This is a genomic window from Corynebacterium tardum (assembly GCF_046717785.1).
Classification (GTDB): Bacteria; Actinomycetota; Actinomycetes; order Mycobacteriales; family Mycobacteriaceae; genus Corynebacterium.
Window position 1 is genome coordinate 1,559,094 of the sequence record NZ_CP177104.1, and the last position, 13,041, is coordinate 1,572,134.

Annotated in this window: 10 protein-coding genes; all 10 read right to left on the reverse strand. The window is 64.1% G+C overall.

Translation table 11 applies throughout. The features are described 5' to 3' along the window. Positions 1-94 precede the first annotated feature (94 nt). The 10 genes from ACLI1P_RS07485 to ruvC all read right to left on the reverse strand — a co-directional run bounded on the left by ACLI1P_RS07485 (position 95) and on the right by ruvC (position 12,956). Positions 95-2,203, reverse strand: a complete 2,109-nt coding sequence (locus tag ACLI1P_RS07485; RefSeq protein ID WP_296133593.1) for a bifunctional metallophosphatase/5'-nucleotidase — start codon at positions 2,201-2,203, stop codon at positions 95-97. Between the two features lie 158 nt (positions 2,204-2,361). Further along, entirely contained in the window at positions 2,362-4,659 is a 2,298-nt protein-coding gene (locus tag ACLI1P_RS07490; protein WP_411708478.1) for a RelA/SpoT family protein, read from the reverse strand. A gap of 34 nt (positions 4,660-4,693) precedes the next feature. After that, complete coding sequence (locus ACLI1P_RS07495) at positions 4,694-5,248, reverse strand: adenine phosphoribosyltransferase (RefSeq protein ID WP_296133595.1); 555 nt, start codon at positions 5,246-5,248, stop codon at positions 4,694-4,696. Continuing rightward, entirely contained in the window at positions 5,245-6,861 is a 1,617-nt protein-coding gene (locus ACLI1P_RS07500; RefSeq protein WP_296133597.1) for an ABC transporter substrate-binding protein, read from the reverse strand. Before ACLI1P_RS07500 ends, ACLI1P_RS07495 begins: the two co-directional genes overlap by 4 nt. 4 nt (positions 6,862-6,865) lie before the next feature. Next, complete coding sequence (gene secF / locus ACLI1P_RS07505) at positions 6,866-8,023, reverse strand: protein translocase subunit SecF (RefSeq protein ID WP_296133598.1); 1,158 nt, start codon at positions 8,021-8,023, stop codon at positions 6,866-6,868. A 3-nt stretch (positions 8,024-8,026) separates the two neighbouring features. Beyond that, positions 8,027-10,018: a protein translocase subunit SecD gene (secD, locus tag ACLI1P_RS07510; protein WP_296133599.1), complete on the reverse strand. Its 1,992-nt coding sequence runs from the start codon at positions 10,016-10,018 to the stop codon at positions 8,027-8,029. 195 nt (positions 10,019-10,213) lie between these two features. Next, positions 10,214-10,558 carry a preprotein translocase subunit YajC gene (gene yajC, locus ACLI1P_RS07515; RefSeq protein WP_411708479.1) on the reverse strand — a complete coding sequence of 115 codons (345 nt, stop codon included), beginning with the start codon at positions 10,556-10,558 and terminating at the stop codon, positions 10,214-10,216. Positions 10,559-10,618: 60 nt separating this feature from the next. Beyond that, a complete protein-coding gene (gene ruvB, locus ACLI1P_RS07520) occupies positions 10,619-11,704 on the reverse strand; it encodes a Holliday junction branch migration DNA helicase RuvB (protein WP_296133604.1) in 1,086 nt (361 codons plus the stop codon). A gap of 13 nt (positions 11,705-11,717) precedes the next feature. Beyond that, positions 11,718-12,323: a Holliday junction branch migration protein RuvA gene (gene ruvA, locus ACLI1P_RS07525; RefSeq protein WP_296133607.1), complete on the reverse strand. Its 606-nt coding sequence runs from the start codon at positions 12,321-12,323 to the stop codon at positions 11,718-11,720. 12 nt (positions 12,324-12,335) lie between these two features. Next, a complete protein-coding gene (gene ruvC / locus ACLI1P_RS07530; RefSeq protein ID WP_296133609.1) occupies positions 12,336-12,956 on the reverse strand; it encodes a crossover junction endodeoxyribonuclease RuvC in 621 nt (206 codons plus the stop codon). Between the last annotated feature and the right edge of the window lie 85 nt (positions 12,957-13,041).

The window sequence follows — 13,041 nt, forward strand, 5'->3', positions numbered from 1 at the left end:
TTTAAGGTCTCCACGGGCTCTTACCTTACCTCCGGTGGAAAGCCAGGTATGTATAAAGCCCACACCGAAGTGTGGGCTTTTAGCGAAACAGCTTTTAGATGTTGAACTGCTTACGCAGGTCCTTGATCACCTGCTGAATCGGCGCCGGCAGCGACGTCAGGGCGAAACCTACGGCAGCCAGAACGCCTGCGATTGCCGCGAGGACAGTGCCGGTAATGCCCACCCCCAGGCCCAAGCCGAAGGAAGATCCATCGAAGTTAGAGCTTCCATCCTTGGAAGGCTGCGGCTTTTCTCCGTCAAGGGTGATGGGAAGAACGGCGTTGGTTCCGGCATCGGTAGTAATGCTCAGCTGCTGCTCACCGGTCAGGTCTTCCGGGATGGTGAGCTTGACGGTCGCGCGGCCGCGCTCACCGAAGCTCTTGTCGCCTTCCTGAGCAGCGTTGTCGATGTCAGCCTCAACCTTTGCATCACCGAGAGCAACGGTAACCTTCTTCGCCTGCGGCTCCTCCTCATTGGAGTAGTTGAGGGAGGACAGGTCGATGGTGATTTCCTCGCCAGCCTTCAGCTCACCGGAAATGTGGGCACCAATCTGGCCCTGGCCGGTGCGCACCTTCGACTCGCCAGAAGCGATGTAGTCAATCATGGCCTGGGTATCCATGTAACCGACGTCGTTACGGTTCTTGATCGAACCCGGCACGAAGAAGCCGTCACCGCCTTCCTCAGTGTCGCTCGAAGCAAGGAAGGAAGACAGAGCAACGGTGTAGTTCTTCTTCGGGTCGATAGGCTCGCCGTCGATAGTGACAGACTTGACGCGCTCGCCCTGCTCAGCCTTCTGGTCATAGACCACGGAAACATTGCTGGACAGGCCCAACGCCAGGCGCGGGCGGGACTGACCCGGCTTCCACTGATTCTCCAGTGCCTTGATGAAGTCTTCGCCGCTAACCTCAGCCGTGATGACGGAGTTGCCGAACGGCTGGACGGCGAAGATGTCCTTGTAGGTGACGTCGCCTTCCTTGAGGTCAGCGCGAACACCACCGGCATTCATGACGCCAAGGTCGATTTCCTTGTTGGTCTGCTTCGACAAAGCGTAGCGCTGACCATCAGCAATGAAGTTGTTGAGGGTGGACTCCACGCCGCGGTTGGTACCAGTATCTTCACCATCGTTAGAACCGCGGTACATTGCCTTTTCAGTGGTGCCAGCGGTCTTGGAGCCCTCTTCGTCAGCTACCTTCTTGGCCTCGGCGACAACGGAGGCAACCTCTGCATCATCCTCCAGCCCCTGGAGAAGCTCAAAAGTCTCTGCATCCGCAACGTCGTACTGGGTGAGATCGACCTTGGTGATCTTCTTCTCTTCCTTGTCGAAGGTGATGTCGGCGTCGTTCAGCACCTTGCCGTACTCGTAGCCCTGTGCCCAGTACAGCGGCAGTGCACCCTCACGGGCGACCTCGCCCTGGGTCTTCACGTGGGTGTCGCCACCGAAAAGCAGGTCGACGTCCTTGTTGAAGCCCTCTGCAAACTGCTGTGCGTCCTCGTGCATGAGTGCGACAACAACGTCGGCCTCGCCGGATTCCTTCAGACGGGTGGCTTCCTCATTCGTAGCCTTAACTGGGTCGGTGAACTCAATGCCCGGAATGGCGGCGGCGGATACCTTGAACTTGGTGTTCTCAGTGACGGTGCCGACGAAGCCGATCTTCACGCCATCGACTTCCTTCACGAAGGAAGGCTTGAGGAGAGGCTTGCCGTCTTTGGTCACGTTCGCACCGATAATCGGGAACTCAGACTCCTTGACGATGCGGTCCATCAGGTCCTCAGTGCCCTTGTCGAACTCGTGGTTACCCACGGCAGTGACATCGAGGTTCATGGTGTTGAGGGCCTCGTTGGTGTACTTATCCTCAGAAATAGCCGATACGAAAGCGGAGCCGCCCACATTGTCACCGGAGGACGTCAGAGCGTACTCCTGGTCTTTGTTGACGTACTTGATGAGGGCAGCCATGCGGGCAGCACCCATTTCCTTGTAGCCAACGAGCGCACCGGTGTCGCGGTCGGTCGCCTCGGCCAGCTCGAGGTGGCCGTGGAAGTCGGTGAAATTGGTGACGGAGAAGGTCACCTCATCGGCCTCGGCGGCGAGGGCGGGAGCGCCGGATACGGCGACGGCGGTGACGGTGGTGGCGGCCAGCAGCTGGCCAAAGCGGCGGAATTTCACGAGAGTCTCCTGAGTGTGAGAGTGGTCTTGTCCTCCGTGTTTATAACGCACGCATCACGCTGTCGCAGCGCTTGCCGACTCCCCCACCTGCCCCTTCACCCAACATTCACCCACCCGTCACCTGTTCGACAGGCAGGCACCCCCGGTTAAGGGGAGGCTCAGGCAGTGACGCGGTAGACGTCGAAGACACCCTCGGTGTTGCGCAGCGTGGTCATGAGCTGGCCTAGCTGCTTGGTGTCGGACACCGAGAAGGTAAAGCGTACGGTGGCGATGTGGTCGTCGCCGCGGTTCGACGTCATCGACAGCACGTTGAGACTTTGATCGCTGAAGATCCGCGTGAGCTCGAAGAGCAGTCCCTGGCGGTCCAGCGCCTCCAGCTGCAGGGTGGCGGAGAACGCGCCAGAGGAGGACGGACCGCCGGCCAATTCCACCTTCATCATGCGCTCCGGCTCCGACTTGAGCTTCTCCGCGTTGGTGCAGTCCGCGCGGTGGACGGACACGCCGCCACCGCGGGTGACGAAGCCAAAAATGGCGTCGCCCGGCACGGGTTGACAGCACTTCGCCAGCTTGGCCATGACGTCGGGGCTGCCCTCCACGAGGATGCCGGTACCCGAAGCAGAATCCTTGGTGTGCTGGGTGCGGGAGTGCTCGAGCTCGCTAAACGGCGTGCGGGAGGCCAGCGCATCGACGGCGTCGTCCTGGTTGCCAAACAGCGCCATGAGCTGGTTAGCCACGTGGTGAGCGGAGACGTGGCCGGCACCAATCGCGGTGTAGAGGGCATCCACGTCCGGGTAGTGCAGCTGCTCCGCCACTTGCTTCATCGACGACGCCGTGAAGAGACGGTGCATGGGCAGGCCGCCGCGCTGCACCTCGGCGGCCAGGGCGTCGCGGCCGGCCTCGGAGTGCTCCTCGCGGCGCTCCTTGGCAAACCATTGGCGCACCTTGGTCTTCGCACGTGGGGAGACCAAGAAATCCTGCCAGTCCCGCGACGGACCGGCGTTCGGGTCCTTCGAGGTGAAGATCTCCACCTTGTCGCCGGATTTCAGCTCGGACTCGAGCGCGACCAGCTTGCCGTTGACCTTTGCACCGATACAGCGGTGCCCCACTTCGGTGTGGACGGCGTAGGCGAAGTCCACCGGGGTTGAGCCCGCGGGCAAGTTCACCACGTCGCCCTTCGGAGTGAAGGCGAAGATCTGCTTGGTCGTGAGATCATAGCGCAGCGAGTCTAAGAATTCGTTCGGGTCCGCGGCCTCCTTCTGCCAGTCCAGCAACTGGCGCATCCACGCCATCTGGTCCACTTCTTCCTGGTGACCGGAGTTTTTGCCCTTGGTCTCCTTGTAGCGCCAGTGTGCGGCCACGCCGAACTCGGCGTTGTAGTGCATCTCGTGCGTGCGCACCTGCACCTCCAGCGTCGAGCCGCCCTCCGCAATCACCGTCGTGTGCAGGGACTGGTACACGCCGAAGCGCGGGGAGGAAATGTAGTCCTTGAAGCGCCCCGGCAGTGCCTGGTACAAGGAGTGCACCACGCCGATGGCGGCGTAGCAAGAGTTGACGTCCTCCACCAGGATGCGGATGCCCACGAGGTCGAAGATCTCCGCAAAGTCGCGACCGCGGACGATCATCTTCTGGTAGATAGACCAGTAGTGCTTCGGCCGGCCCATGACCTCGGCCTCGATGCCGTTGTCCTTCAATGCCTTGCCCACCTGGGCCTTGATGTCCTTGAGCGCTCGGTCGCGCGAAGGCGCACGGTCTGCCACCATGCGCACGATTTCGTCGTACTTCTTCGGGTACAGGATGGCAAAGGACAGGTCCTCCAGCTCCCACTTCACGTTGGCCATGCCCAGGCGGTGCGCCAGCGGGGCAATCACGTCGAGGGTCTGGCGGGCCTTCTTGGCCTGCTTCTCCGGCGGCAAGAAGCGCATGGTGCGCATGTTGTGCAGGCGGTCGGCCACCTTGATCACCAACACGCGCGGGTCCGTAGCCATGGCCACGATCATCTTGCGGATGGTCTCCGCCTCCGCGGCCGCGCCCAGAGCTACCTTGTCCAGCTTCGTCACGCCGTCGACAAGCCGGGCCACCTCAGGCCCGAAGTCACGGGTGAGGTCCTCCAGAGAGTAGTCGGTGTCCTCCACCGTGTCGTGCAGTAAGGCGGCCGCCACCGTCGTGGTGTCCATGCCAATCTCCGCGGCAATCGTCGCCACCGCCAGCGGGTGCGTGATGTAGGGCTCCCCCGACTTGCGGAATACGCCCTCGTGCAGGCGCTCCGCAGTGGCGTAGGCATTGTTGAGAAGTTCCGCATCCGCCTTCGGATGAAATTCCCGGTGAATGGACATCAGCGGGTCCAGCGCCGGGTTAATCTTTACGCGGCCGCCGGTCAGGGACCGGGCCAAACGCGCCGACATGCTGCGCACGCCGCTGGGACGTCTCGCAGCTTTATCCTGCTTCTCAGTAGTCATGTCTGCCTCCGCGGAATTGCTTAGGCATACAAGCTTAGCCCCTAGCCCCCATCTGATTAAGCACAACGAGCGGAGAACCTTCGAGGCGCTCACGGCCCTTAAGGCCGTTCACTTCCAGAACCACCACGTTGCCCGCGACCTCCGCGCCGGCTGCCTCGAGGAGCATCTTCGCGCCGTAGAGGGTTCCGCCGGTGGCCAGGACATCGTCGACAAGCACGATGCGCTTGCCCTTAATGTCGATGCCACTATTGGGGATCTCCAGCGCCGCACTGCCGTACTCCAGCTCGTACTCCTGGGTCAGCACCGGCGGCGGCAGCTTACCCTTCTTGCGGATGGCCAGGATGCCCATGCCCAGCTTGTAGGCCACGGCGGAGCCCAGCAGGAAACCGCGCGCGTCGAGGCCGCCGACCATGTCCGCGCCCAGCTCCTTGCAGGCCTCAGCCAGGCCGTCGACGACAGCGGTAAAGGACTCCGCGTCCGCCAGAACCGGGGTCAGGTCCTCGAAGAGGATGCCCTCCTCCGGGAAGTCCTGGACCAGGCGCACCTTGTCCTTCAACGCTTGTGCTGCTGCGGCGTAAATCTCGCTCACGACTCTTCCTTTGCTTCTGCGTTAGTAGTGTTGCTTGTGCTGCGGGTGGCGCTCCAGCGCTCCAAGTTCCAGCCAATTCCCGCAGGCCCAGTGTAGGGCACCACGCCGGAAACAGCGCGGTCAACCACGAAATTGCGCGGCTGTGCGGCAACGGGGATGGAGGGTAGCTCCTCCCACAACTTCTTCTCTTCCTCCCGGAGCGCCTTGGCATTCTTCACGCTGGCCGCGGGCGCGGAGTACTCGTTGAGGGGATCCACCGGGCCTAAGTAGATGTCGATGCCCGGAAGGCCCGTCGCCGGATCAGCGGCGAGCTGGCCGCGGGAAACATCCTCCCCGGAGCGGTCCTCCACGGTGATGCCGGCGGGCGTGCAGGCGGTGCGCAGCTGTTCCACCATCTTCTTAAGGCGGGGGTTCGGCCCGAGGTAGCCCACGCCCACCGTGGTTCCGCCGAGGTCTTCCGCCGCCCCGGCAGGCGCGGCATCGGCCGCCGCGACTTGGGCCGCCACTGGGTCGTCATGGCGCACCGTGCGCACCGATACTGCCGGCACCTCAACGCCGGAAGCCTCAGAGGAGGCCTTCGCCAGCGCCGCCGTGTCCACGCAGGCCGCGAAAGCCTGTCGCGCCCACGGCTGGGCAAAGACGCCGGCGTCAGAGAAAGTCAGCGTATCCGTCAGGGCGCCCACGGCAGACGTGATCTCGAAGGGGTTGCCTTCCGCGTTGCGGTCTACCCACTCCGGGGACTTCACCGGTGCTTCGGCCACGCGCAGCTCTCCAGCGGCGACCAACGCGTCTGCATCGGCCGTATCGGGCCACATCACGATCTGTTCCAGCTCCGGCTTGTCGCCGTAGTACTCCGGATTGGCCTTGAGTACCACTGCCCCGCTGTCCTCCACCCGGTCGATGGAGTACGGGCCGAAGGATACCTGCAGCTCGGGGTCGAAGTGGCCCGGCTCAGTGGAAAAGCCCTCGCGCCAAGTCTTGGCGACGTCGCCCAGCTGCGTCGGGTCCTGGGTGTGCAGGGCGGCGTTGAGCTCCTCCACGCTCAGGCCCGCGCGCTGAGCAACAGCATGGGCGGGCAGCACCGTGCCCGGGCCGAAGAGGTGGCGCCACCGCGCCCCTGCGTCAGGGTTGAACCATACGCTAAAGCGCTTGGCCTGCGGGGCGCACTCGAGCTGGGCGATGTCCCCAGCCAGCGGCATGTGCGAGCCAAACGTTGTGGGCAGGATGCCCGCCGTGTAGGACAGCAGGTAGTCATCGCAGGTGACGGGGGTGCCGTCGGAGAACCGCGCCTGCTCTGTCAAGGTGACGTCCACGTGGGCGCCTGGGTGCGCGTCGTCGGGCTCGAAGTATTCCACCTGCGCCAGATCCGAGTTGGGAATCATCTGGCCCGCCGGTCCCGGCAGGTACAGCGCTGGGTAGACGCGGCTGGCTAGCTGGGCGGCGCCTACGGCCTCTCCCCAGGCGGACGCGGCGTTGCTGGTGGCCAGGCGCGCGTCGCTGAGAAAGGCAAAGTCTGGTTGCTCGTCCTCTTTAGCCGGCCCCTCCTCGGCGGAGGTGCAGGCGGTAGCGACCAGCCCGAGACCGACTACCGCCGCGGCTACTGTCCGGCGCATCGGCTTAGCGCCCGGGGCGCCAGGATGCGCCGCTGTGCTGGTTGCTCGTGCTTGCCGACGCCGGGGAGGCCACCGTCCGCGAACCAGTCTCGGCCGCAGCCTCGGCGTCCTCTGCGGAGTTCTCGTCCGCGGCATCCACCGCACCGAGCGACTTCTCGCGGTACGCAGCAACTGCCGCGTTGTGCTTCTTCACGGACTTGCGACGGTTCGCGATGCTCACCAGCAGCGGGGTGGCCAAGAACAGCGAGGAGAAGATACCTTCAATCACGCCAATGAACTGGATGAGGGCCAAGTCGCGCAGAGTGCCGATGCCCATGAGCCACACGGCGATGACGAACAGGGCGATGATCGGCAGGGCCGAGATGACGGACGTCGAAATCGAGCGCATCACGGTCTGGTTCACCGCCAAGTTGGCGAGCTCGGCGTAGTTCTTCTTGCGCTGGCCTTCGAGCCCGCGGGTGTTTTCATCGACCTTGTCGAAGACAATCACGGAGTCATAGAGCGAGAAGGTCAGCACGGTGAGCAAACCGATGATGACGGCCGGGGAGACCTCGAAGCCGAAGAGGGCGTAGATGCCGGCGATCACGACGCCGTCGATAATCAGCGCCACGATGGCCGCAAAGGCCATGTCGCGCTGGAGGCGCACCGCCACGTACACGGTGGCGACGACGAGGAAGACCAGCATGGCCAGCAGCATGCGGTTGGTGATGGAGGAACCCCAGGATTCCGACACCGTGGACGAACCGATGGCGTCCGGGCTGGCCTTGCCGTTCTCGTCCTTGACCTGGAACTTCTCAAAGATGGCCTGGCGGGCAGCACCCACCTGCTCCTGGGAGAGGCGCTCGGAGGTGACCTCCAGGGTCTCGGAGGAGCCGGCGCCCACGATCTGGACCAGTTCCGGTTCGACGCCGGTGGCCTCGGTGAAGGTCTCCTCCACCTGCTCGGTAGAGAGGTCCCCTGCCGGCATGTTCAGCTTGGTGCCGCCCTCGAAGTCGAGGGACAGGTTAAAGCCGCGGATGAGGATGGCCGCGATGGCGGCGATGACGAGTACCGCGGTAATGGTGTACCACGTCTTGGACTTGCCAATGAAGTTGTAGCCGCCCTCGTCTTCGTAGAGGCGGTCGATGCGGGAAATCTTGCGCTTAGTGGTCTCGACAGCCATGGTTTACTTCTCCTCGTCCTTAGCCTTGGCAGCTTCAGCCGTGTCGCCAGCTTCTGTGTTGGTGCTGGAAACCGGACGGGCTACGCCGGTTGCTGCCTGCTCGGTGTTGTGCTCGGTGGACGTGTTCTGTGCCGCCTTCGGCGCCGTCTCAGGCGCCTTCTTCGGGGCCTTAGTGTCTGCCTTCTTGGCATAGTAGCCGCGCTCGCGGCGCTCCTCCACCAGGTTGTAGATACCGCCGAGGCCGTTCATGGACGGCTTGGCGTAGACCGGGCGGCCGCCGATGAGCTGCATGATGGGCGCCATAACCAGGAAGGACACCACCAGGTCGAAGACCGTGGTCAGGCCCATGGTGAAGGCGAAGCCCTTGACCTCGCCGATAGCGAGGAAGTAGACGATGACGGCACCGATCAGTGTCACGGCGTTACCGGTGACGATGGTGGAGCGCGAGCGCTCCCACGCGGTGCGCGTGGCCGAGCGGAACGTGCGGCCTTCCAGCAACTCGTCCTTGATGCGTTCGTAGTAGACCACGAAGGAGTCAGCCGTAGCACCGATACCGATGACAAGACCGGCCATACCGGACAGGTCCAACGAGTAGCCGATCCAGCGGCCTAGCAGCACCAGTGCGCCGTAGGTCAGCACGCCGGAGACGACGAGGACGAACAGGGATACCCACGCCAGCGCGCGGAAGTAGTAGAGGGAGTAGGCGGCAACCAAGATGAAGCCGACGATGCCCGCGATGAGTGCGGCCTTCAGCGCCGCCTTACCCAGCGACGGCGGAACGGTCTCGACGGTGCCGCCCGGCTCGCCGTTGGAGCCGGTAAACGACAGCGGGAGCGCGCCGTAGCGCAGGTTGTTCGCCAGGCTCTGTGCCTCTTCCTGGCTGAAGTCACCAGTGATCGACGTTGCGGAGCCCACCGGGGTCGCGCCCTGGATGACCGGCGCGGAGATAACCGCGGAGTCCAGGGTGATGGCGACCTGCTTCTGCAGGTACTCCTGGGTCAAGGTGGCCCAGGTCTGGGAACCGTTGGGGCCGTCGCCGGTCTTGAAGGCGAAGCCGATCTCCATCTGGCCGGTCTGCGGGTTCAGGCCGCCCTGAATCGGGGAATTAGTGTCAATCTCGTTACCCGTCAGGCGGGTGCCGTTGGGATCGTTAATACCGTCGAGCAGCGGGGCCGGCTGCAGAATGTAGGGCTGCTTGTTGGAGTAGTCGCACGCCACGAGCGGCTTGGCCGGGTCGTCGGAGCCGGCCAGCTGGTCAGACTCCGCGTCACAGGTCATCAGGCCCAGTGCGGCGGTCTGCACGGTCGGGTCTTCCGACTGGCGGTCCTTGAGCAGGACCTCGGTGATTTCGTTGCGGCGGTCGGTCTCCTCCAAAGAGTTAGCCGGCTCCGCCATCGGCTTTTCACTTACCTTCGGCGCCGGGGTCTTCTTCTTATCGGAGTCCTTCTTGGCATCCTCTCCCTGCGCCTGCGGATCATTTTCCGGGTTCAGGGCGTCGTGGATGTTGGACAGGGCCTGGTTGGCCTGGTCCGCAGAGATGATGTCGTACTTCACCCAGCGGTTAGCCATGTCCGTGACCGTCTTCTCCAACTTGGCCACGTCCGGCATCGGCTGCTCTCCCACCGGGCGGAAGAGCAGCTGCGAGGTCTGGCCCACGGCCTGCGCCTGGGAGGCATCCTCACCCGGCACGGTGATCACCAGGGTGGAGCCGTTGATGACGACCTCCGAACCCGAGACACCCATGCCGTTGACACGCTGCTCCAGGATGGTGCGCGCCTGCTGCAGCTGGTCTTGGGTTGGCTCCTCACCCTGCGGCACGAGGGTGACGCGGGTACCGCCCTGCAGGTCAATACCCAGCTTGGGCGACGCCGACTTGCTACCGGTCAAGAAGATGAGGGCATAAATAACGATGACGATGAGCGCAAACAGCGCGATCGCCCGCTTGGGCCATTGCCGTTGGCGGTTGGATACGCCGCCACGTTTCGATGCGGACACAAAGATCTCCTGTGTTGTAAGGAACAGGGCTAAAACTCACTAGCCATGACGCGCAACCCTGCTGGATCGACAACGCGCGGCAGGCCGCCGCGCGCACCATGACTAAAGCACAATCCATCACTGTACGTCATGGCTCAAGGTTTTCCTTAACAGGCTTAAGGGAAGGCGCCCGCACTGTGACGAGCGCAACGAAATTTACAGCTTGGGGAAACGCTCATCCTCGTCGTCCGCCTGCGGCTTCTCGCCCGCGGCGTCCGCCTGGCCGATAGCGCCAGGCGCATCGGCAGAACGCACGATGGCCATGGTGTCGAAGGTCATGACGGTGCCATCCTTGACCCGCAGATCCACCTGCTCACCGTGGGTGTCCACCACGGTGCCGTGTAGGCCGCCGGCGGTGATGACCTCCTTGCCCGGCGCCAGGGAGGACTGCAGTTCCTTCAGCTGCGCCTGGCGCTTGCGCTGCGCGCGCATGGACATGAAGCTAGGCAGGATAACGAGGAGAGCGAGGACGAGAAGCAGAATTAGTTGCGTACCATTCATAGAAGGCCAGTGTGCCAGACTGACCATCCCCCGGGCTAGTTGCCCCGCACTTGCCCGGGGCTAGAACAGGGTGCCGCCGATGGCGCCCTCCGGCGGTTCGAGGCCCAGGTGCTGCCACGCAGCTGCCGTGGCCACGCGCCCGCGGCCGGTCCGGGAGATCATGCCCGCACGCACCAAGTAGGGTTCGCACACTTCCTCCACGGTGGAGGGCTCCTCTCCCACTGCGATAGCCAGCGTGTTGACGCCGACCGGGCCGCCGCCGTGCCCCTTGATGAGGGCCTCCAAGACCGCCCGGTCCAAACGGTCCAGCCCGCGCTCGTCCACGTCGAAGACCTCGAGCGCGCCTTGCGCCGCCGCCAGATCGATGTGACCGTCGCCATTGACCTCGGCGAAATCCCGCACGCGCCGCAGCAGGCGGTTCGCAATACGCGGCGTGCCGCGCGAGCGCGAACCAATCTCCACCGCAGCATCGTGGTCAATGTCCACGTCGAGGATGGTGGCCGCACGGGTAATGACCTGCGTGAGGTCCGCAGTGTCGTAATACTCCATCTGGGCGGTGAATCCGAAGCGGTCCCGCAGCGGGCCGGTGAGCATGCCGGCACGGGTGGTCGCGCCCACCAGAGTAAAGGGCGGAATCTCCAGCGGAATGGAGGTAGCGCCGGGGCCCTTGCCCACGATGACGTCAATGCGGAAATCCTCCATCGCCATGTAGAGCATCTCCTCCGCCGGGCGCGCGATGCGGTGGATCTCGTCGATGAAGAGTACGTCGCCTTCCATGAGGTTGGACAACATCGCCGCGAGATCGCCGGCGCGCTCCAGGGCCGGACCAGACGTCATGCGCAGGGAGGTCCCCAGCTCCTGCGAGATGATCATCGCCATCGTCGTCTTGCCCAGGCCCGGCGGGCCGGACAGCAGCACGTGGTCCGGGGTTACCCCGCGGTTCTTCGCACCGTTGAGCACCAGCGATAGCTGCTCTCGCACCTTCGGCTGCCCAATGAACTCATCCAGGGATTTCGGGCGCAGCGAGCGCTCAATGTCGTGCTCGCCCTGCTGCTCGGAGGCGTCCACGTCGAGGTTGCGGGACGGCGGGGCGGTGGCATCGAGACCTTCGGGAAGCGAGAATTCCGTGCGCTCTACGTCTGACATGGTTCGTACTCCCCTACTTCTTCGCACCCAGCTGGCTCAGCGCCGCGCGCAGCACCACAGGGGTAGCCGCGTCCGGCTGCTCCGCCGCCACCGCCTCCACGACGGGACGTGCGGCCTTGTCCGTAAAACCCAAGCCGATAAGCGCTTCCACGACGTCGTCGACCACGGGGCCGGTGGCAGCGGGGGCGGGCGCTGAATCGTCGCCAAGCTCGGCGCTAAAGGCCGCAACCTTGTCCTTGAGCTCTAGTACCAGGCGCTGCGCCATGCGCTTGCCCACGCCCGGAATCTTCTGCAGGCGCGCGGCGTCCTCCCCGCTGATCGCCTGCGCCAGCTCCCCAGCCCCCATGACGGACAACGCCGCCAGCGCCAGCTTCGGACCCAGACCGGACACCGTCTGCAGGACGTGGAACATGTCGCGGTCCTCGGGGCTGGTAAACCCGAAGAGAGTCATGGAGTCTTCCTTGACCACGAGCGTGGTCATGACAAACGCTTCCTCCCCGCGCTGCAGGCTGCCCAGAGTGTTGGGCGTGGCCAGGACCTTGTAGCCCACCCCGGCACACTCAAGTACTACGTGGTCGAGCTGAATATCGAGCACGGTTCCGCGCAGCGATGCAATCATCTTCCTACTCCTCTACTTTGTCCCAGTTCCCGTGCGGCGCGGCGTGGATACCGACGCCGTACGCGGCGAAGTACCCCGCACGCCGCTGGTGCGCGCGCCCGCCCCCACGCCGGCGCTCGGATCACTGCCGTTGACCCACGCCAACGCCGGTGCCCGCCAGCAGTGGCACACCGCCAAGGCCAGAGCATCGGCCGCATCGGCCGGCTTGGGGGCTTCGCTCAGGCCCAGAATACGGGTAATCATGGCCGTCATCTGCTTCTTATCGGCGCGCCCGTTGCCGGAGACCGCCTTCTTGACCTCGGAGGGGGTGTACATGTGCACCGGGATTCCACGCTCGGCGGCGGCGAGGACAAGTACCCCCACTGCGTGCGCCGTCTGCATCACGGTGGATACCTCGCCGCGTTCGAATACGCGCTCGAGCGCCACCACCTGCGGCTGATAGTCATCCATCCATTCGCGCACGGCGACAGACAGCCGCTGCAGGCGCTCCCCCAGCTCCTTGTCACTCGGCGTGCGCACCACGCCCACCGCGATGGGGATCACCGCTCGTCCGCGCCCTGCTTGCACAACGGAGAGGCCACAGCGCGTCAGGCCTGGGTCGATGCCCATCACCCGCAAACCTTCTAGGTTCACACTCAGCCTCCTTCGCTCCAGGTTCGACGCTGCCAACCGCAGCACTACACAGGATTAGTGTACACACATGTGTTCTAGCACCCCA